This window comes from Streptomyces sp. NBC_01237 (assembly GCF_035917275.1).
Taxonomy (GTDB): Bacteria; Actinomycetota; Actinomycetes; order Streptomycetales; family Streptomycetaceae; genus Streptomyces.
This window is the reverse complement of sequence record NZ_CP108508.1, coordinates 3,743,595-3,763,220: the sequence shown is the minus strand read 5'-3', so window position 1 is coordinate 3,763,220 and position 19,626 is coordinate 3,743,595. Positions and strand designations below refer to the sequence as shown.

The 19,626-nt window shown below is 72.9% G+C and carries 16 protein-coding genes; 8 read left to right on the top strand and 8 right to left on the bottom strand.

What is annotated here, in order from left to right; translation table 11 throughout:
• Positions 1 to 128: 128 nt before the first annotated feature.
• Positions 129 to 974 carry an LLM class F420-dependent oxidoreductase gene (locus OG251_RS16620; RefSeq protein ID WP_326677924.1) on the top strand — a complete coding sequence of 282 codons (846 nt, stop codon included), beginning with the start codon at positions 129 to 131 and terminating at the stop codon, positions 972 to 974.
• 47 nt (positions 975 to 1,021) lie between these two features.
• Here the strand turns inward: OG251_RS16620 and OG251_RS16615 are convergent, their stop codons facing one another.
• Positions 1,022 to 1,621: a TetR family transcriptional regulator gene (locus OG251_RS16615; RefSeq protein WP_326677923.1), complete on the bottom strand. Its 600-nt coding sequence runs from the start codon at positions 1,619 to 1,621 to the stop codon at positions 1,022 to 1,024.
• An 86-nt stretch (positions 1,622 to 1,707) separates the two neighbouring features.
• Between OG251_RS16615 and OG251_RS16610 the strand changes: the two genes are divergently transcribed.
• Complete coding sequence (locus OG251_RS16610) at positions 1,708 to 2,940, top strand: beta-ketoacyl-[acyl-carrier-protein] synthase family protein (RefSeq protein ID WP_326677922.1); 1,233 nt, start codon at positions 1,708 to 1,710, stop codon at positions 2,938 to 2,940.
• Between the two features lie 375 nt (positions 2,941 to 3,315).
• Here OG251_RS16610 and OG251_RS16605 read toward each other — a convergent pair whose 3' ends face one another.
• Positions 3,316 to 4,053, bottom strand: coding sequence for an HAD family hydrolase (locus tag OG251_RS16605; protein WP_326681286.1), 738 nt, complete (start codon positions 4,051 to 4,053; stop codon positions 3,316 to 3,318).
• Positions 4,054 to 4,216: 163 nt separating this feature from the next.
• Between OG251_RS16605 and OG251_RS16600 the strand changes: the two genes are divergently transcribed.
• Positions 4,217 to 6,799, top strand: a complete 2,583-nt coding sequence (locus OG251_RS16600; RefSeq protein ID WP_326677921.1) for a bifunctional FO biosynthesis protein CofGH — start codon at positions 4,217 to 4,219, stop codon at positions 6,797 to 6,799.
• Between the two features lie 121 nt (positions 6,800 to 6,920).
• Here OG251_RS16600 and OG251_RS16595 read toward each other — a convergent pair whose 3' ends face one another.
• Both OG251_RS16595 and OG251_RS16590 read right to left on the bottom strand, forming a co-directional pair.
• Positions 6,921 to 7,226 carry a cupin domain-containing protein gene (locus tag OG251_RS16595; protein ID WP_326677920.1) on the bottom strand — a complete coding sequence of 102 codons (306 nt, stop codon included), beginning with the start codon at positions 7,224 to 7,226 and terminating at the stop codon, positions 6,921 to 6,923.
• 166 nt (positions 7,227 to 7,392) lie between these two features.
• Entirely contained in the window at positions 7,393 to 8,679 is a 1,287-nt protein-coding gene (locus tag OG251_RS16590) for a CynX/NimT family MFS transporter (protein WP_326677919.1), read from the bottom strand.
• 157 nt (positions 8,680 to 8,836) lie between these two features.
• Here OG251_RS16590 and OG251_RS16585 point away from each other — a divergent pair, with 157 nt between their 5' ends.
• Positions 8,837 to 9,361 carry a MarR family winged helix-turn-helix transcriptional regulator gene (locus tag OG251_RS16585; RefSeq protein ID WP_326677918.1) on the top strand — a complete coding sequence of 175 codons (525 nt, stop codon included), beginning with the start codon at positions 8,837 to 8,839 and terminating at the stop codon, positions 9,359 to 9,361.
• Between the two features lie 136 nt (positions 9,362 to 9,497).
• On the opposite strand, the gene OG251_RS16580 is transcribed toward OG251_RS16585, so the two are convergent.
• On the bottom strand, positions 9,498 to 9,953 hold the full coding sequence (locus tag OG251_RS16580; protein ID WP_326677917.1) for a MerR family transcriptional regulator: 456 nt from the start codon (positions 9,951 to 9,953) through the stop codon (positions 9,498 to 9,500).
• 80 nt (positions 9,954 to 10,033) lie between these two features.
• Between OG251_RS16580 and OG251_RS16575 the strand changes: the two genes are divergently transcribed.
• From OG251_RS16575 to OG251_RS16565, 3 genes are all read left to right on the top strand, one after another.
• On the top strand, positions 10,034 to 11,338 hold the full coding sequence (locus OG251_RS16575; protein ID WP_326677916.1) for an MFS transporter: 1,305 nt from the start codon (positions 10,034 to 10,036) through the stop codon (positions 11,336 to 11,338).
• A 130-nt stretch (positions 11,339 to 11,468) separates the two neighbouring features.
• Positions 11,469 to 13,865, top strand: a complete 2,397-nt coding sequence (locus tag OG251_RS16570; RefSeq protein WP_326677915.1) for a tetratricopeptide repeat protein — start codon at positions 11,469 to 11,471, stop codon at positions 13,863 to 13,865.
• Positions 13,866 to 14,171: 306 nt separating this feature from the next.
• On the top strand, positions 14,172 to 15,287 hold the full coding sequence (locus OG251_RS16565; RefSeq protein WP_073725720.1) for an ADP-ribosylglycohydrolase family protein: 1,116 nt from the start codon (positions 14,172 to 14,174) through the stop codon (positions 15,285 to 15,287).
• 84 nt (positions 15,288 to 15,371) lie between these two features.
• Here the strand turns inward: OG251_RS16565 and OG251_RS16560 are convergent, their stop codons facing one another.
• Both OG251_RS16560 and OG251_RS16555 read right to left on the bottom strand, forming a co-directional pair.
• Entirely contained in the window at positions 15,372 to 16,958 is a 1,587-nt protein-coding gene (locus OG251_RS16560; RefSeq protein ID WP_326677914.1) for a sodium:solute symporter family protein, read from the bottom strand.
• A gap of 386 nt (positions 16,959 to 17,344) precedes the next feature.
• Positions 17,345 to 18,127, bottom strand: a complete 783-nt coding sequence (locus tag OG251_RS16555; RefSeq protein WP_326677913.1) for an SDR family oxidoreductase — start codon at positions 18,125 to 18,127, stop codon at positions 17,345 to 17,347.
• Positions 18,128 to 18,211: 84 nt separating this feature from the next.
• Between OG251_RS16555 and OG251_RS16550 the strand changes: the two genes are divergently transcribed.
• Positions 18,212 to 19,051, top strand: coding sequence for a hypothetical protein (locus tag OG251_RS16550; protein ID WP_326677912.1), 840 nt, complete (start codon positions 18,212 to 18,214; stop codon positions 19,049 to 19,051).
• Positions 19,052 to 19,233: 182 nt separating this feature from the next.
• Here the strand turns inward: OG251_RS16550 and OG251_RS16545 are convergent, their stop codons facing one another.
• Positions 19,234 to 19,440, bottom strand: a complete 207-nt coding sequence (locus OG251_RS16545) for a DUF397 domain-containing protein (protein WP_073725728.1) — start codon at positions 19,438 to 19,440, stop codon at positions 19,234 to 19,236.
• Positions 19,441 to 19,626 lie beyond the last annotated feature (186 nt).

The window sequence follows — 19,626 nt, the reverse complement described above, 5'->3', positions numbered from 1 at the left end:
AACGGAAGAGGAGTTGCGGCCAAGGTGCCGGGGAGGACGCGGGGCGCGACGTCCGGCGCGATGCTCGGCTTTCGGAGCCGTACCGCATACGTTGGGGCCGTCAACGGACGACGACGGAGGTGTTCTCGATGCGGATCGCCACAACGATCTTCCTCACCGATGAGACGGTCACGCCGGTCAGGCTCGCGCGCGAACTGGAGCAGCGGGGATTCGCCGGGCTGTATCTGCCCGAGCACACCCATATCCCGGTGAGCCGGGAGACCCCCTACCCGGCGGGCGGCGAGCTGCCGCCGGAGTACGGCCGCACCCTGGACCCCTTCGTCGCCCTCGGCCAGGCCGCGGCGGTGACCGAACGTCTGGCGCTCGGCACGGGCATCACCCTGGTCGCCCAGCACGACCCGATCGACCTGGCGAAGCAGATCGCCACGCTCGACCACCTCTCCGGCGGCCGGTTCACGCTCGGCGTCGGCTTCGGCTGGAACGTGGAGGAGGCCGCGGACCACGGGGTGGGCTGGTCGACGCGGCGGGAGCTGGCGCGCGACCGGATGGCGCTGATGCGGGCCCTGTGGGCGGACGAGCCGACGGCGTACGAGGGCGAGTTCGGCTCGGTCCGGGCGAGCTGGGCCCACCCGAAGCCGGTCCAGCGCCCGCGCGGCCCGGTGAACGGCCCGCGCACCCTGATCGGCGGTGCGGCGGGCCCGAAACTGTTCGCGTCCATCGCGGAGTACGCGGACGGCTGGCTCCCGATCGGCGGGCGCGGCCTGACGGAGTCCGTGCCGAAGCTGCGCGAGGTCTGGGAGGCGGCGGGCCGGGACCCGAAGCACCTCCAGGTGGTCCCGTACGCGGTCCTGCCGAGCCCCGGAAAGCTGGCGCACTACGCGGACCTGGGCATCGAGGAGATCGTGCTCCAACTGCCCCCGGCGGGCGAGCCGGAGGTGCTGCGCGTACTGGACGCGTGCGCCGCGTATCTCTAGGTCATGTCCGGTGTCCCGCCCGGCCGGCGGGGATGCCGGGACAGTTCTCAGGTACGGGGGGCGGGCTCTGCCGCCGGCCGGTCGGCCATCATGCGGCGGGCCAGTTCCACGATGTGGTGGCGGGTGACCGGGGCGTCCGCGGCCGGGCCCAGGATCAGGCGGGTGAGCTGGGGGAAGGCCGCGGGGAGTACCGCGATGCCCAGGAGCGCCAGGAAGGTGTGCGCGGTCCGGGGGTCGGCGGGGGTGTTCAGGGTCGCGGAGAGCTCGGTGATCATGTCCCGGTAGCGGGCGGTGCGTTGCTCCTCGGCGGGGAGGGTGCCCGTGCCGTAGTGCAGGGCCTCCCACATCATCAGGCGGAGCATGTGCGGGTTCTGCTGGTGGAGGTCAAAGATCCGGCCCGCGTACTCGGCGGGGTCGCCGGTGGGCAGGCCCAGGAGCGCCGCCTGCTCGGCCAGGGCCTCGGCGACGACCGCGGCGAAGAGCTTCTCCTTGCTGCCGAAGTAGCCGTAGATGCGCTCCTTGTTGGCGCCCGCCTGCTCGGCGATCCGGCCGACGCGGGCGCCTCCCATCCCATGGGCGGCGAATTCCTCCCTGGCCGCGGCCAGGAGACGGGCGCGGGTTCCTACTGATTCGGCGTGCTGCGACATGGCACAACCCTACATAGCCAACCATCCGGTTGGTTGGCTAGCGTTCCTGTCAAGGATCACGCTGTCGAACGGGTGGAGGGTGTGCTGTGCCGAAGGGCGACGCGGGGGTATGGGTGACCGGACTCGGGGCGACCACACCGCTGGGCGGTGACCTCGCCACGACGTGGGCGGCGATGCTGGCCGGGGAGAGCGGGGTCGCGGCGCTGCGCGGGGAGTGGGCCGCCGGGCTGCCCGTCCGGCTGGCGGCGCCGATGCGGGTGGACCCGGCCACGGAGATGAAGCGGACCGAGGCACGACGGCTGGACCGGTGCGAGCAGGCGGCCCTGGTGAGCGCGCGCCGGGCGTGGGCCGACGCGGCGCTGTCCGGCGTCGACCCGGAGCGGGTGGCCGTCGTCATCGGTACGGGGGTGGGCGGCGTGCTCTCGTTGCTCGGGCAGGACGACATCCTGGAGGAGTCGGGGCCGCGCAAGGTGTCCCCGCACACCGTGCCGATGCTGATGGCGAACGGCCCGGCCGCCTGGGTGAGCATCGATCTGGGGGCCCGGGGCGGCGCGCACACCCCGGTGAGCGCCTGTGCCTCGGGGGCGGAGGCCCTCGCGTACGGGCTCGATCTGATCCGGCTCGGCCGCGCCGATGTCGTCGTCGCCGGAGGGGCCGAGGCATGTCTGCACGCGCTGCCGCTGGCGGGCTTCGCGCAGATGCGGGCGCTGTCGACGGCGAACGGCGACCCGGACCGCGCCTCCCGCCCCTTCGACGCCGACCGCGACGGCTTCGTCCTGGGCGAGGGCGCCGCCGTCCTGGTGCTGGAGCGCGCCGAGTTCGCCCGCGCCCGAGGCGCCCGCCCCCACGGCGTCCTCGCCGGGGCGGCCGTCACCTCCAGCGCCGGGCACATCACCGCGTCCGACACCGCCGGACAGGTACGGGCCATGCGGCGGGCAGGGGAGTCGGGCGGCCTCGCGCCCACGGACATCGGCCTCGTCCACGCGCACGCCACCTCCACACCGCAGGGGGACCTCGCGGAGGCGGACGCCCTGGCCGAGGTCCTGGGCGCGCACACCCCGGTGGTCACCGCGACCAAGTCGATGACCGGCCATCTCCTGGGAGCGTCCGGCGCGTTGGGGGCCGCCGTCACCGTGCTCGCGCTGCGCGACGGGGTCGTGCCCGCCATCAGGAACCTCGACACGCCCGACCCGGCGATCGGTCACGGCCTCGACCTCGTCACGGCAGAGCCCCGCCGGGGAACGTGGACCGCCGGGCTGGCCAACTCCTTCGGCTTCGGCGGCCACAACGTCTCACTGGCCTTCACGACGGCACCGTGACGGCGCGGCTCCGGGGTGCCTTCACAGCCCGTCCGGCGCCTGAGCGCGGAACCGCTGCGGTGGTGGCCGGTGCGCTTTCCGGCCGTCCGCGGCTGAGGACGGAACCGCTGCGTCGGTGGCCGGGGTGCCCTTTTCAGCCCGTCCGGCGTTCGAGGACGGAACTCTTGTGGTGGTGGTCCGGAAGCCTTCGTGTCCGGGGCCGGTCCGCCTTCGCAGTCCGTCCGCGTCTGCGCACCGAACCATTGCGTCGGTGGCCGGGGTGCCCTCTTCAGCCCGTCCGGCGTTCGAGGACGGAACCCTCGTCCGGTCCGCCCGGATCCAACTGGGCCCCGGGGGACGGGCATCCCGGACAGCCGGAGCCCGGCCGGCGGCCCGCTACCGTACGGCCCGAAGCGCCCGCCGCCGCACCGGTGCCTCACTCCCCGCCGTCGCAACCCCCGTGCCCGCACCCGCATCCGCCCCGGCAGCCACTCCCGCCTCGCCCAGCAGCCCCGGCAGCTCCGTCAGCGCGTTGATCCGGAAGTCCGCCGTCTCCACGACATCGGGGTGGTCCGCCCACCAGTGCCCGTACGGCCCGCGCCGCAGATGCGCGGCCCGCAGCCCCGAGGACTTGGCCGGGAACAGGTCGTCGGCCGGATGATCACCGACGTACAGCGTCGACTGCGGCTTTGCCCCCGACACCTCCAGCACGCGCCTGAAGAACTCCGGGTCCGGCTTCGACACCCCCCACTCGTCGGACGTGACGACGAGATCCGCGGGCAGGTCCAGCGCCCGCAGCAGCTCCCCGGCACGTACCGTCCGGTTGCCCGCGACCACGACGCGGACGCCCAGCGCGCGCAGTTCGGCCAGGGCGGGCCGTACGTCCGGGTAGAGATCCGACTCGTCCAGGTGCTCGCCGCGTCCCGACGCCGCCCGCGCGAGGTAGGCCTCGGTGACGTCCATGTCGGGGCGCAGGATGCGCAGCGCGTCGGCGCCGTCCCGGCCCTGGACCACGGCGGCGCCCACCAGCGCGCTGAGTGTGTGCGGCGGGACACCGAGCCAGTTGGCCCAGGACGCCCAGTAGCGGTCGTCGCGTACGAGGGTCTCGCCGATGTCGAACACGATCGTTTCCATCACCGTCCCGACCCTACGGGCGCGTCGGCCGCGCGAAGGGTCTCATTCGGTGAGTCGGCCCGGACGAGTGAGAGTGGGCTCCGTACCGAGGACCGGGTTCCCGCCCGCCGGCCCGAAGGAGGCCGTGGTCCGGTTCGCGTGCCTCGCTCGTATGCTCGGGTCCATGACCGATCCTCAGAGCGGACGCCCCACCACCAACGCCATGCGGCGCGCGCTCAAACGGGCCCGTGACGGTGTCGCCCTCGATGTGACCGAGGCCGCCGTACTGCTCCAGGCGCGCGGCGACGATCTGACGGACCTCTCCGCGTCCGCCGCGCGGGTGCGGGACGCGGGCCTTCTGGCCGCCGGCCGGCCGGGCGTCATCACGTACTCGCGCAAGGTCTTCATCCCACTGACCCGGCTCTGCCGTGACAAGTGCCACTACTGCACCTTCGTCACCGTGCCGGGCAAGCTCCGCCGCGAGGGCCACGGGATGTTCCTGTCTCCCGACGAGGTCCTGGCCATCGCCCGCGAGGGCGCGGCCATGGGATGCAAGGAAGCGCTGTTCACCCTGGGCGACCGGCCCGAGGACCGCTGGCCCGAGGCGCGCGAGTGGCTGGAGGCCGAGGGGTACGACGACACCCTCGCGTACGTACGGGCCATGGCGATCCGGGTCCTGGAGGAGACCGGGCTGCTGCCCCACCTCAACCCGGGCGTCATGACCTGGACCGACCTCCAGCGGCTCAAGCCCGTCGCCCCGTCCATGGGGATGATGCTGGAGACGACGGCGACCCGCCTGTGGTCCGAGCCGGGCGGCCCGCACCACGGCTCCCCGGACAAGGAACCGGCCGTACGGCTGCGTGTCCTGGAGGACGCGGGCCGCTCCAACGTCCCGTTCACCACCGGCATCCTCATCGGGATCGGTGAGTCGTACGAGGAGCGCGCGGACTCCCTCTTCGAGCTGCGCAAGACCGCCCGCGCCTACCACGGCATCCAGGAGATCATCGTCCAGAACTTCCGCGCCAAGCCGGACACGGCGATGCGCGGCATGCCGGACGCCGAGCTGGAGGAACTGGCGGCGGCCATCGCCGTGGCCCGCCACATCCTCGGCCCCTCCGCCCGCATCCAGGCCCCGCCGAATCTGGTGGACGCCGAGTACGCGCTGCTCATCGGCGCCGGGATCGACGACTGGGGCGGTGTCTCGCCCCTCACGCCCGACCATGTGAACCCCGAACGCCCCTGGCCGCACATCGACGAACTGGCCGCCAGGACAGCCGAGTCGGGCTTCACGCTCCGCGAACGTCTCACCATCTACCCGGAGTTCGTCCAGCGCGGCGAGCCGTGGCTGGACCCCCGCCTCGTCCCGCACGTCCGCGCCCTGGCGGACCCGGAGACGGGCCTCGCCCGCGAGGGCGCGATCCCCACCGGCCTGCCCTGGCAGGAACCGGACGAGGGCTTCAACGCCACCGGCCGCACCGACCTGCACCGCACCATCGACACCGAGGGCCGTACCGGCGACCGCCGCGACGACTTCGACGTGGTGTACGGGGACTGGGAGGCGCTCCGCGAGGCGGCCGCCCCCGGGATGGTGCCGTCCCGTATCGACGCCGACGTACGCCAGGCGCTCGGGCAGGCCGCCGACGACCCCACGAAGCTCACCGACGACCAGGCCCTCGCCCTGCTCCACGCGGACGGCCCGGCGCTCGACGAGCTGTGCCGGATCGCGGACGCGCTGCGCCGGGACGTGGTCGGCGACGACGTCACGTACATCGTCACGCGGAACATCAACTTCACCAACGTCTGCTACACCGGCTGCCGTTTCTGCGCCTTCGCCCAGCGGCGCACCGACGCCGACGCGTACACCCTCTCCCTGGACCAGGTCGCCGACCGGGCGGCCCAGGCGTGGGACGTCGGCGCGGTCGAGGTCTGCATGCAGGGCGGCATCCATCCGGACCTGCCCGGCACGGCGTACTTCGACATCGCACGGGCGGTGCGCGAACGCGTCCCCGGCATTCATGTGCACGCGTTCTCGCCCATGGAGGTCGTCAACGGCGCGACCCGCACCGGGATGTCCATCCGCGACTGGCTGATCGCCGCGAAGGAGGCCGGGCTCGGCTCGATCCCCGGCACGGCGGCGGAGATCCTGGACGACGAGGTCCGCTGGATCCTCACCAAGGGCAAGCTCCCCACCGCCACCTGGCTGGAGGTCATCAAAACCGCCCACGAGGTGGGCCTGCGGTCGTCCTCCACCATGATGTACGGCCATGTCGACCAGCCCCGCCACTGGCTCGGCCACCTCAGGACGCTGGCCAACCTCCAGCAGGAGACGGGCGGATTCACGGAGTTCGTGACCCTTCCCTTCATCCACACCAACGCCCCGGTCTATCTGGCGGGCATCGCCCGCCCCGGCCCCACCGACCGCGACAACAGGGCCGTCACCGCGATGGCCCGCCTGCTGCTCCACCCGCACATCACCAACATCCAGACGAGCTGGGTGAAGCTCGGCGCGGAGGGCGCGGCGGAGATGCTCCGCTCGGGCGCGAACGACCTGGGCGGCACGCTGATGGAGGAGACCATCTCCCGTATGGCGGGGTCGAGTTACGGCTCGTACCGTTCCGTCCAGGACCTGATCGCCATCGCCGACCTGGCCGGCCGCCCGGCCCGCCCGCGCACGACGCTGTACGGCGAGGTCCCGGCGGAGCGCGTCACGGCCGCCGCCGCGTCGGACGGCCATCTGCCGGAACTGCTGCCGGTGCTGCCCAGCTGAGGACGGAGCTCCCGTACGGCTCCGCCCGGTGGCCGGCCGCACATCTGCGGCCGGCCACCGGGCGGTGACCCTGTGCCCCGGGGGCCGTCCTCCCGGGCGCGGCCGGGGCGGAGAGGAACGGTCACTCCTCCGGCAGTTCCACGATCACCAGCGTGCCGCGGCTTCCGGGGCGGACCGCGTGGGGGGTTCCCGCCGCCACCAGGTACAGCTCGCCCGCCCGTACCGGCACCGGCCGGCCGTCCACCTCCAGCTCCAGCAGGCCGTCGAGGACCAGCAGTGCCTCGGCGGCTGCGTGGCTCTCCTCCTCGACCGGCAGTCCGTCCATGCGCAGGACCTTCACGCGGGCCGCCCCCACCAGCCCGAGCCGGTGCGAACTCCACGCCGCCGGAAGACCGGCCGCCGTCTCCGCAAGGTCGACCACACTCATGGCACACCTCTCCCCCGGGCCCGGTCGGTCATGGCCGAGCGGCCCCGTACAACATGGTCAATGGATGCTTGAACGCTAGCTGACCAGGGAAGACGAGTGGTCGACCGTGGGGTAAAGCCTGCCGTGGGTGCCGTGGGCTTCGGACCGGAGCCGCCCCCGGACCGGATCAGCCGATCCGGCGGTCGCGGCCCGCGAGCAGACCGGCCGCGAGCTGGGGAAGCATGAGCAGGCTCATGAAGAGCAGGGGTGTGCGCCAGCTGCCGGTGTGCTGGTAGAGGGCGCCGACCAGTACGGGGCCGGGGATCGACAGCAGATAGCCGGTGCTCTGCGCGAAGGCCGACAGCCGGATCACCGCCGCACCGTCCCGGCCCCGCATGCCGATCATCGTCAGAGCCAGCGGGAACGAGCAGTTGGCGATGCCGAGCAGTACGGCCCACAGCCACGGCGCGGTGGCCGGTGCGGCCCAGAGCCCGGTGTATCCGGCCAGTCCGAACACCCCGATGGTCACCGCGATCCCGCTCTGGCTGCGCAGTCCTCCGGCGGCGGCGGACAGGGCGAAGGACAGGGGGATGCCGAGTACGGAGGTGAGGGCGAACAGCAGACCGGCGGTTCCGGCGGAGAGACCGGCGTCGCGGTAGATCTGCGGCAGCCAGCCGATGACGACGTACGCCGCCGTGGCCTGTAGCCCGAAGTAGACGGCGAGTGCCCAGGCGGTCGGGTCACGGGTGAGCGGCGCGCGGGGCTCGGGGCCGGATACGGGGCCGGATACGGGGCCGTACACGGGGTCCCGCGCGAAGTCGGGTGCGGTGGCGCGGGCGTGCGGCGGTCGGGCGGGTGACCGTGCGAGGGCGAGCCAGGGCGGTACGGCGAGGGCGGCGAGAGCGGCCCAGACCGCGAGGCCGATGCGCCAGTCGCCGCCGAAGACCTGGGCCACGGGGACGGTGAGAGCGGCGGCGGCGGACGCGCCCAGGTTGAGCGCCATGGCGTAGAGGCCGGTCATCATGCCGACCCGTTCCGGGAAGCGTTCCTTCACCACGGCGGGCAGCAGCACGTTGGCCACCGCGATCCCGGCGAGCGCGAGGGCGGTGGCCCCGATGAACGAGGCGGCGCCCGTCGTGAAGGGGCGCAGCGCCAGACCGACAGCGGCCGCCGCCAGGCCCGCGGTGATGACCGGGCCCGGCCCGTACCGGCGGGCCGGACGGGGCGCGAGAAAGCCGACCAGCGCGAAGCAGGCCGCGGGTACGGAGGTGAGGACTCCGGCGACACCGGCACTCACCCCGAGGCCCGCCCGGACCTCTTCGAGCACCGGGCCGAGGCTGGTGACCGCGGGCCGGAGATTGACCGCGGCCAGCAGCAGGGCGACGACCGCGGCGCCCTGTCCGGCGGAAGCGGCGCGTGCCGGACCCCGTCGTTTCCGCACGCGGTGCGGGCCCACCACTTCGTCGCTCGCCATGCCGGCCCCTTCCTTGTGCCGACGCCTTCCTTCGGGGGCGGGACGGGTCCGCGCCCGTCGAAGTGGGACCGGGCCGTCGTCGGAGCGCCCGAGACCCCGGGGTGAACTACCTTCCATGGAAGCCACTATACCTTCCACGGAAGGTATAGTGGCTTCCATGGAAGAGCAGCCGGCAGCCGATCAGGTGGCCCGTGTCCAGGCCGAGTGGCGGCGGGAGCGGCCGGATCTCGATGTGAGCCCGCAGGCCGTCATCGGCCGGCTCCATCGCGTCGCCCGCGCCCTCACCCAGGAACTCTGCGTCGTCTATGCCCGCTACGGCCTGAGCGAGGGCGAGTTCGACGTCCTGGCGGCGCTGCGCCGCGCGGGCGCACCCTTCGAGCGGGCCCCCGGTCTGCTGGCCGCCCACACGATGGTGACGACCGGTGCCATGACGAAACGGATCGACCGGCTGCAACGGGCGGGGCTGGTCACCCGCCGGACCAGCGATGCCGACGGACGCGGTCGCGTCGTCGCGCTCACCGACGCCGGACGCGAGCTCATCGACCAGGCATACACCGAGCACATCCACAACGAGCACCGCCTCCTGGCGGAACTGACCCCGCGGGAGGCCGCGGGCCTCGAAACGCTCCTGACGGCCTGGCTGGCCCGCATCGAACCCGCCCGCCGGTCACCCGGCCTCTAGCGAAGCCCCCGGCACGCCCGGCTGTGGGCCGCCCGGCCCTCGGCGGGTCCGGCTGTCGGTGCTTCCGGCCCGGGCGGGCCCCAGTCCCCGGCGTGTCCGGTCCCCGCGCGCCCCGGCCTCCGCCCCGTCCGGTCTTCTAGTGGTCCGGTCCCCGGTCCTCCGGCCAGAAGTCGGTGGTGTGCGGGGTGCCGTCGAGGGCCGCGTCCACCCGGCCCCGGATGTAGCCGCCGGTCATCGGGCAGTCCAGGGCCTTGTCGGTGCGACAGCCGAGCATATGGGTCAGCACCGCGACGGCACGGTCGAGCTTCTCGATCCGTTCGCGCATCGCGTCCCGCTGGGCGGCGATCAGCGCGAGCCGGTCGTCGAGCTGTTCGCTGTCCACGATGGCGCTCGTCTCCGTGAGCGTGAGCATGCCGTCGTCGTGCCAGAGCTGGGCGTACGCGAGCCGGGCAAGGTCCTCGCGGCGGTAGTGGCGGACGCGTCCGCGCCGCTCGCTGTGCCGGACGAGTCCGCGTTCCTCGTAGAACCGGAGGGTCGCGACCGTCAGCCCGAACGCCTCCGCGACCTCGCTGATCGAGTACAGGTCCTTCACGGCGCACCTCCGCCCGGGGCTTGCGCTCAAGTTTACTTGAGCGTGAACGCTGGGGGAGTCGCCCATCCCGGAAGGTTCCCGTGCCCGTTCCCTCTCCCGCCCGGACATCCGACCCCCTCGACCCCTCCGACCCCTCCGACCCCCTTGGCGCCCCCGCGCCCCCCGACCCCTCCGCGCCGCCCGGCCCGCCCCCGCCGCGGGCCACCGGCGCGGCACCCCGTACGAAGGCCGCGGCCGTGGTGCTGGTCCTCGGCTTCGTCCTCCTCAGCTTCAACACCCGCGTGGCGTTCGGCCAGCTCGGGCCGCTGGCCCCGGTGGCCGGGTTCGGGACCGGGGCGCTGACCCTGCTCGGGCTGCTCCCCCCGCTCTGCATGGGCGCGTTCGCCCCGCTCGCGTCGTCGGTCCGGCGCCGGTTCGGCGAGGAACGCGGCCTGTTCTGGGCAAGCGTCCTCCTGCTCGTCGGGGCGGTCGTCCGGATGCTCGGGCTGCCCGGTCTGCTCGCCGGCACCGTGCTCGTCAGCATTGCCACGGCCGTCGTGAACGTACTCATCCCGGTCTTCGTCCGCAGCCGGTTCGCCCCGGGCCGGGTCGGCGTCATGATGGGGGTCTACGCGCTGTCCATGGGCGCCGGTTCAGCCCTCGTCGCGGCGCTGATGGTGCCGGTCTGGGAGGCGTCGGGCCACTCCTGGCAGACCGCGATCGGCGTCGCCGTCGTCCCGGCGGCCCTCGCGGCCATCGGTATGGCCCCGCACGTACGCGGCAACGGCACCGCCGCGACCGGGCGTCCGGGGCCGTCGACGCGGCGGCACAGGAGCCCGGTGGGGCGCGGCGGAAGCGGGCCGGTGTGGAGCCTGACGGCGTTCTTCGGGCTTCAGACGCTGCTCTTCTACACCACGCTCGCCTGGCTGCCCGCGATCCTCGTGGACGCCGGGGTCGCCAAGGGGACGGCGGGGGGCATGCAGTCGCTGTTCATCCTCGGCGTCGCGGTCGGCGGCTTCCTCACACCGGTCCTGGCCGCCGCCCGGACCGATCAGCGCCCCCACCTGACAGGCGTCATCCTGATCTGCGCGGTCGGCTACGCCGGTCTGCTGCTCGCCCCGGCGGCCGTCCCCGCACTCTGGGCGATCGTCCTCGGCACCGGGCTCGGCGGCGGCCAGGCCGTGGCCGGGGTGCTCTACGTCAAGCGGGGCAAGGACCACGAGCACGTGGCGAAGCTGTCCACGGTGGCGCAGACCGGTGGCTATCTGCTCGCCGCCGCCGGACCGGTCACCGCGTCCGTACTGCACACCGTGACGGGGGCGTGGACCGTGCCCCTCCTCGTCTTCGTGGGCGTGCTCGCGCTGAGCCTGGTGGCGAGTCTGCGCGCCGGTCACGACAAGCGGTGACCGGCACGGACCGGCTACGAGCGGGCTGAACGGCTCCCCGGTGAACGGCTTCCCGGTGAACGGCGACCCGGTGAACGGCGACCCGGTGATCGGCTCCCCGGCCGGCGGGCGGCGCTGCCAGACTGGGGGCATGACCGCCGCCGGCCCGCGCCGCCTGTCCCTTCAGCAGATCGTCGAGGAACAACGCCGTGCCGCCTTCGTCGGGCGTGCCGGTGAACTCGACCTGTTCCGGCAGAACTTCGCCGTGCCCCCGGAGGATCCGCGCCACCGGTTCGTGTTCCATGTGCGCGGCAACGCGGGGGTCGGCAAGACGTCTCTCGTACGGGAATGGCGCCGGGCCGCCAGAGGGTGCGGGGCGCTCACCGCGTCGGTCGACGAGAGCGCCGAGTCCGTGCCCGAGGTGCTGGCCCTGATCGCCGGGCAGTTCGCCGCGCAGGGGCACCCGCTCAAGTCGCTGGACCGGCTGCTGACCACGTATCAGCGGCGGCTCCACGAGGCCGCCGCCCAGGACACGGCGGGCGGGGAGCCGGCGGACGGTGATCCCTCGCCCGGCGCGCTGGCCGCCGCGCAGGCCGGGCTGATCGCGGCGGGGACGCTGCCGGTGGTGGGGGCGCTGGTCGGCGGGATCGACCCGGCGGTGGTGGCGCGTGGCGCGGGCGGCCTGCGGGCCGTGTTCGGCGGCCGGTCGCGGCAGCAGGACGACGCCCGGCTGCTGGCGGAACCCGTACGGGTCCTCACCCCCGTGTTCGTCGCCGAGCTGGAACGCGTCGCGGACACCGTGCCGTGGATCGTGCTCTTCCTCGACACGTACGAGCGCACCGCCCCGCTGCTCGACGGGTGGCTGACCGACCTGCTCACGCCCGGCCGGTACGGCGAACTCCCCGCGAACCTCGTCCTCACCCTGGCCGGGCAGCGCCGCCTCGATTCCGTCCGCTGGGCCGACCACGCCCGGCTGATCGCGGACGTCCCGCTGGCCCCGTTCACCGAGCGGGAGACGCGCCAACTCCTCACCGGACGAGGGGTCGTGGAGGAGACCGTCGTACGGGAGGTGCTCCGGCTCTCCGGCGGGCTGCCGGTCCTCGTCTCCACGCTGGCCGCGAACCCGGGGGCGGTCGGCGACGCCAGTGCGAGCGCCGTCGAGCGCTTCCTGGCGGGGGAGAGCGACCCGGACCGCCGCGCCGCCGCGCTCGCGTGCGCCCTGCCCCGGCGCTTCGACGAGGACCTGGTGGCCGTGGTGGTGCCGCAGGGGGCGCCGGGGGCGTACGCATGGCTGCACGAGCTGCCGTTCGTCGCCGAGCGGCACACCGGACGGGCCCGCTACCACGATGTCGTCCGCGCCCCGATGCTCCGGCTCCAGCGCACCACCTCCCCGCAGAAGTGGACCGAGGCCCACGACCGCCTCGCCGGGGCCTTCACCGCCCGCCGGGACGCGGCGGCCGAGGGGATCGACCCGGACCGGCTCTGGTCCGAGGAGCCCTGGCGCGACGCGGCACTCGACGCGCTGTACCACCGGCTCTGCGCCCGCCCCCGCACCGCGCTCCCCGACGCCCTGCGCGCCGGGACCGCCGCCTGCCACCAGGACCCGCTCGCCGCCCGCCACTGGGCCCGCACCCTCGCGGAGGCGGGCGAGGACGCCGACAGCGCCGTACTGCGCGACTGGGGCCGGGACCTGCTGACCGCCCTCACCGACCACGGGCCCCGCGCCACCGCCGCCCTCGGGCTGCTGCTGACCCGGGCCGAACTGGACGACACCGACCGGGCGTCCGCCCTCGTGGCGCGGGCCTGGGACCGCTTCCGGGCCCGGGAGTTCGACGCGGCCCTCACCGACTACGGGCGAGCCCTCGTGCTGGACCCGCGCAGCGCCCGCGCCCACCAGGGACGGGCGGTCGCGCTGCGGGCGCTCGGGCAGCACGAGGCGGCGCTGGCCGACCTGGACCGGGCCGAGGAGATCGCGCCGGACTGGGCGTGGGCCGTGCGGGAGCGGGGCGAGACCTACCGGCGCATGGGGCGCCTCGACGAAGCCCTGCCCGTACTGGACCGGGCGCACGCCCTGGACCCCGGAGACGCGCTCACCCTCGGCAGCCGGGGTCTGGTCCGCCAGCGGCTCGGCCGGCCCGAGGACGCGCTCGACGACTTCGACCGCGCGCTCGCCCTGTGGCCGGAGTACATCTGGGGACTGGTCCGGCGGGCCCGCGTCCGGACGTCCCTCGGCGACACCGTCGGCGCCCTCGCCGACCTGGACCGCGCCGGGGAACTGGCACCCCGGGCGGCCGGGACGGAAGGGGAACGGGGCGAGGTCTACCGGGCGCTAGGCCGGTACGCGGAGGCCGTGGAGAGCTACGGGCGCGCCCTGGAACTGGACCCGGAATACGCCTGGGCCCACGGCAGCAGGGCCCTCGCCCACGAGGCGCTGGGCGAGCCCGGCCGGGCTCTGGCGGACCTGGACCGCGCGCTGGAGATCAACCCGGAATACACCTGGGCGCGCAACCAGCGTGAACGGTTGGCGGCGGCGGTGCGGGGGAGCTGAGGGGGTGCGGTGAGGAAGGCGGGGCACGGGGCCTGAACCTTCCCTTCCGGATTCCGCCGGACGGCCTCCGGGCACCGCCGGAAGGGGGAGCCCGAAGCGGTACCCCGTGGTCAAAAACGACCTGCGGGACGTCCCTTCACATACCCACGCGTACCCAGATCCGCCCCCTCAACCGACCGTTCCCATTCGATTACAGTGCTGCGCAGTCGCACGGAGTCGGACGAGGTCGCGCGGTCTTCGCACGCTGATCCGCCCGACGGGCCGGGCGCGTGGGTCGGACGTACGGACGTACGGGGGAGGGGCGAGGTGAGCACAGGGACCACGGCTGTCTGGGGCCGGGCCGAACAGCAGGACTTCCGCAGCCGGGTACGCGGCGCCCTGCTCGGCGGGGCGATCGGGGACGCGCTCGGGGCGGGCGTCACCGGGCTCACCCTGGAGGAGATCCGCGAGGCCCACGGCGCCGAAGGAGTGGCCGACTTCCTCCCGGCGCACGGCAGACGCGGCACCGTCACCGCCGTCACCCAGCTCACCATGTTCACCGTCGACGGGCTGATCCGCGCCCAGGTCCGCCGCGACACCGGGGCCTGGCACCCGCCCACCGACGTGCACCGGGCCTACCTGCGCTGGGCCGCCACCCAGCGCGACTGGGGGCCCGACGAGCGCCGCAAGGACAACGGCTGGCTGGCGGCGGAGGAGTGGCTGTACGCCCGCCGCGCGCCCGCCCGGGAATGTCTCAACGGCTTCGGCGACACCGTCATGGGCACCCTCGACCAGCCCAAGAACCCCACCGCCCGGGACGCCGCCGCGCTCACCCGGTCCGCGCCGTTCGGGCTGCTGGTGGGCTGGGAGCCGCAGCTCGTCCTCCAACTGGCCATCGAGTGCGCGGCACAGACCCATGGCCACCCGACCGCCCAGCTCGCCGCCGGGGCCTTCGGTGTCCTCGCGCACGGGCTGGCCCGCGGCGAGACCCTGGACGGTTCCGTTCAGCACGCCCTGGTCCTGCTCGCGGAACGCACGGGCCACGAGCCGGTCACCGAAGCCCTTCAGCAGGCCCTCGGCTCCGTACGCCAGGGAATTCCGGGCCCGGCCCTGATCGAGGCGCTCGGGGACACGGACTCCGCCGAGGAGGTCCTCGCGGTGGCCGTCTACTGCGCGCTGGTCGGCGAGGACATCCGGCACGGACTGCGGCTCGCCGTGAACCACGGCGGTCCCTCGCGGGCCACCGGGGCGGTCTGCGGGGCCCTGCTCGGTGCGCTGCACGGCGAGACCGCGCTGCCACCCGCCTGGCTGTCCGAACTGGAGGGGCGCGCCACGCTCCTCGAACTCGCCGACGACTTCGCGATGGAGATGACCCAGGGGCCGGCCCTGCACAGCCCGACCGCGGTCGCCCCCGGCTGGCTGGCCCGCTACCCGCGCGGCTGAGGGGCTCCTCGACGGGGTGGGGGTGCGGGGGCGGACGCCCACGCGTCCGCCCCCGAACTCCGTACGTACGAGAGCCGGTCGGGCTCAGTCCTTCGTGGCGTCGGGAACCGGTGAGCCGGAGGGACCCCCCTGCGCGGGAATCGCCGCCCCGGACGCCGGGGCCGGACCGTCCTCGTCGCCGTCTCCCCAGTTGACCCTGTCGATGATCGCGTCGCGCTCCGGGGTGTCCTCCGGCTTGAGGAAGCCGATGACGACGTAGAGAACCAGCGAGATCGCCAGCGGCAGCGCCACCTGGTACTGGAGCGCCACGTCCGTCTTCACCGAACCGTCGAAGTTGTAGTTGGTGAGGTAGAACGCGAGCAGACCCGCCGCCCAGCTGGTCAGCGCCGCCGTCGGCCCCGACCTGCGGAACGTGCGCAGCAGCCCCAGCATGAACGGGATCGCGATCGGGCCCATCAGACCGGCCACCCATTTGATGACGACCGAGATGATGTCCTTGAACGTCGGCGAGTTGATCTGTGTCGCCAGTGCCATCGACAGGCCGAGGAAGGCCAGCGTGGACAGCCGTGCCGCCAGCAGGCCGCTGCGGTTGTCCCAGGCGCGGGCCGCCTTGGAGAAGACCGGCGCGATGTCCCGGGTGAAGACCGCCGCGATGGCGTTGGCGTCCGAGGAGCACATGGCCATCGTGTGCGAGAAGAAGCCGACGACGACCAGGCCCAGCAGACCGTGCGGCAGCAGCTGCTCGGTCATCAGCGCGTAGCTGTCCGAGGCGTCCGGCTTCTTCGCCTCGACGAGCAGCGGGGCCACCCACATCGGGAAGAACAGCACGACCGGCCAGACCAGCCAGAGGATCGCGGAGAGCCGGGCCGAACGGGTGGCGGAGCGGGCGGAGTCCGTGGCCATGTAGCGCTGCGCCTGGTTCCACATGCCGCCGTTGTACTCGAAGGTCTTGATGAACAGGTACGCCAGCAGGAAGGTCGCCGTGTACGGGCCCGCGGTCGGGTCGGTGTGCCCCTCGGGCAGCTTGTCCCAGACGGTCCACAGTGAACTGAGGCCACCCAGCTCGTTCATGGCGATGATCAGCATGGCCAGCCCCGCGAACAGCTGGATGATGAACTGCCCCAGCTCGGTGAGCGCGTCGGCCCACAGACCGCCGACCGTGCAGTAGACGGCCGTGATGGCACCGGTGATGAAGATGCCCTGGGTGAGCGAGATCCCCGTGAAGACGGAGAGCAGGGTGGCGATGGCCGCCCACTTGGCGCCGACGTCCACGATCTTCAGCAGCAGACCGGACCAGGCCAGCGCCTGCTGGGTCTGGATGTTGTAGCGGTTCTTCAGGTATTCGAGCGGGGAGGCGACGTGCAGGCGCGAGCGCAGCCGGTTGAGCCGGGGGGCGAAGAGCTTGGCGCCGATACCGATGCCGATGGCGATCGGCAGCGACCAGGTCACGAAGGACGTGACGCCGTACTGGTAGGCGATTCCGGCGTAGCCGGTGAACATCACCGCGCTGTAGCCGGACATGTGGTGCGAGATGCCCGACAGCCACCACGGCATCCTGCCGCCGGCCGTGAAGAAGTCGCTGACGTTGTCCACGCGCTTGTGCGACCAGAGTCCGATCGCGACCATCACACCGAAGTATCCGATGAGCACGGCCCAGTCGAGACTGTTCATGTGCCCCCTCCAGGGGTCCGCCTTGTGAACGGGTACGCACTTCGTCAGTACGGCCGTTCAGCGGGGCCCCGTGCGGGAGCGGGGACTTCGGGGATTGAACCGCCTGCCCGGGTCGGCGGTCAAGGTTTTCTGCGATCAGAAATGTGAACACCGATCAGCAAGTCGAACGATTTTGCGTTCTCTTGACCTAGTGAGGCGTTGTCATGAGCGTGACCACGGCCACACGATGGGCGGGCACTTCGTCAGGCTGCACAGAGAACGGATGTACGCGAAAAGAGTACGGAGCGACCGCACGGGATGCGGGTCCCGTGCGGCCGGGAAGGGGGTGAGCGGATCCACCGGTACGGCGGTGCGCAGGTAAGTGGGTGCGTCCGCGAGCGGGTGTCTCAGCGCATCAGTTCGCCAGCGTTGACCAGCAGTGACTGCCCGGTGATCGCCCGCGCCCGGTCCGAGGCCAGGAACGCGGCCGCCTGGGCCACGTCCTCGTCCGTGGCCAGTTCGGGCAGCGCCATCCGCTCGGTGAGCCGGGCCAGCACCTCGGCCTCCGGTACGCCCTCGGTGTGCGCGGTGAACTGGACGTACGCCTGCACCGGCGGCCCCCACATCCAGCCGGGCAGCACCGTGTTCACCCGGATCCGGTGCGGCCCCAGCTCCCGTGCCATCGAGTACATCGCCGACGTCAGCGCCCCCTTGGACGCCGCGTACGCCGCCTGCCACACCTGCGAGGGGGCGGCCACCGCGGACTGGGTGCCGATGACGACCACCGAGCCGCCCCGCTCCTTGAGCGCGGGCAGACAGGCCCGGGTCATCCGCAGCGTACCGAGCAGGTTGACGTCGATGACCGACTGCCAGGTGGCGAAGTCGGCATCCTCCAGGCCGCCGAAGTAGCTGTCCCAGGCGGCCACATGGACCACCGCGTCGACCCGTCCGAACCGCTCCACCGCCCGTGCGGCCAGCGCCTCGCACTGCGCCTCGTCCGTGATGTCGGTCGGCAGGAGCGCGGTGTGCCGGCCCTCCGGGTCGATCTCGGCGGCCGACTTGGCGAGATTCGCCTCCGTGCGCGCCCCGAGGACCGCGTTGCCCCCGTCCCGTACGACGGTCGCCGCGATCTGATGCCCGAGCCCGGCCCCGACGCCCGACACGATGACGGTCTTCCCCGCGAGCAACATCGGCGCCTCCCGGCTCTGGCAGTTCGTCTGACGGAGCGTCAGAGTAGGTGCCCGCGGCGCAGGACGGAAGGGGAAGGCAACGGTATGAGCGACGAGACGCAGAGCGACCGGTACGCGGAACTGGCGGCGGTGGGGCCGTACGGGGTCCACCCCGGGCACGCCCTGATCACCATGGTCGAACCGCATCCCGGCCATGAGTACGCGTACAACCGCTGGTACGAGGACGACCACTACTACGCGGGCGCGATGGCCATGCCCTGGATGGCCGCCGGACGCCGCTGGGTGGCCACCAGGGAGCTCCAGGAGCTGCGGTACCCGGAGAGGTCCGCGGTCGCCCGGCCCGTCGGGGCGGGGTGCTATCTGTCGACGTACTGGGTGACGGACGGGCGCTACGACGACCACATGAAGTGGACCGTCGGGATCAACAAGCGGCTCAACCGGGACGGCCGGGTCTACCAGGACCGCACCCACGTCTTCACCGCGTTCCAGGACCACGAGGCCACCGTCTACCGCGACGGCGCCGCCGGCCCCCGGGACTTCCACGCCCTCGACCATCCGTACCGGGGCCTGGTGCTCGAAGTCATCGACACCGAAACGCCGGAGCGGCGCGCCGAGTTGCTGGAGTGGCTGCGCTCCCGGCATCTGCCGAAGCGGCTCCACGGGTCGCCCGCGGCGATGGTCACGGTCTTCCGGCCCACACCGCTGCCCGGTGACCGGATGACGTATGTGAAGCAGGTCGAGGGGGTCGGCACCCGGCTGACACTGCTGTGGTTCCTCCAGGAGGACCCGCGGGCCCGCTGGGAGGAGTGCTTCACCGGTCTCGACGCGGCCGTCGCGGAATCGGGCCTGGGGCGGGTCGAGTTGGTCGCGCCGTTCATCCCGACCGTGCCGGGGACGGATCGGTACGTCGATCAGCTGCGGTGACCCGGGCGGCCGGGGCGGCCGGTGCGACCTCGGCGGCCGGGGTGACCGGTGCGGCTGCGGTGACCGCGGTCCACGGTGACCGGGCTGCCTCGGGCGGATGTGCCGAGCCCCCTCGGCCAGGACGGCGAACCAGTCGAGAGGGCTCCAGTCAGGTGGTGCGGTGCGACCGACGAACCGGCCGGTCAGGCGTTGATGACGCCTTCGGCGACATCGCGCACGAACGCGTTCCAGGCGCCGGGCACGAAGGTGATCGACGGGCCCTCGGGAGCCTTCGAGTCACGCACGGCGATGGACAGAGCGACCGGGGACTTGACCTCGACGCACGCGCCGTTGCCCCCGGAGTAAGAAGACTTCGTCCACATTTCCGTAGCACCCTGAAGAATAGCCATGTTCACTCCGGTTCAGAGAGTTGGGTGGGTCGCACCAACCTGATTCCGGTTGGCGTGATCGACGCTACTCGCCAACTTCCCGGCGTGAAGTGGCCGTTCACTCGACCGGATGGCATATTCCATGCGGGTCTTCCGCCGTGAGGTGGCGACGGTGTACTCTGCCGTCGCCTCTCACCCGGCATCATT

Excerpts from the sequence above, each read along its gene's own strand:
- OG251_RS16545 (WP_073725728.1), bottom strand. The coding sequence starts at position 19,440 with ATGGCTATTCTTCAGGGTGCTACGGAAATGTGGACGAAGTCTTCTTAC.
- OG251_RS16595 (WP_326677920.1), bottom strand. The coding sequence starts at position 7,226 with ATGAGTGTGGTCGACCTTGCGGAGACGGCGGCCGGTCTTCCGGCGGCG.
- OG251_RS16550 (WP_326677912.1), top strand. The coding sequence starts at position 18,212 with ATGAGCGACGAGACGCAGAGCGACCGGTACGCGGAACTGGCGGCGGTG.
- OG251_RS16555 (WP_326677913.1), bottom strand. The coding sequence starts at position 18,127 with ATGTTGCTCGCGGGGAAGACCGTCATCGTGTCGGGCGTCGGGGCCGGG.
- OG251_RS16560 (WP_326677914.1), bottom strand. The coding sequence starts at position 16,958 with ATGAACAGTCTCGACTGGGCCGTGCTCATCGGATACTTCGGTGTGATG.
- OG251_RS16615 (WP_326677923.1), bottom strand. The coding sequence starts at position 1,621 with ATGTCGCAGCACGCCGAATCAGTAGGAACCCGCGCCCGTCTCCTGGCC.
- OG251_RS16600 (WP_326677921.1), top strand. The coding sequence starts at position 4,217 with ATGACCGATCCTCAGAGCGGACGCCCCACCACCAACGCCATGCGGCGC.
- OG251_RS16585 (WP_326677918.1), top strand. The coding sequence starts at position 8,837 with ATGGAAGAGCAGCCGGCAGCCGATCAGGTGGCCCGTGTCCAGGCCGAG.
- OG251_RS16620 (WP_326677924.1), top strand. The coding sequence starts at position 129 with ATGCGGATCGCCACAACGATCTTCCTCACCGATGAGACGGTCACGCCG.
- OG251_RS16605 (WP_326681286.1), bottom strand. The coding sequence starts at position 4,053 with ATGGAAACGATCGTGTTCGACATCGGCGAGACCCTCGTACGCGACGAC.
- OG251_RS16590 (WP_326677919.1), bottom strand. The coding sequence starts at position 8,679 with ATGGCGAGCGACGAAGTGGTGGGCCCGCACCGCGTGCGGAAACGACGG.
- OG251_RS16570 (WP_326677915.1), top strand. The coding sequence starts at position 11,469 with ATGACCGCCGCCGGCCCGCGCCGCCTGTCCCTTCAGCAGATCGTCGAG.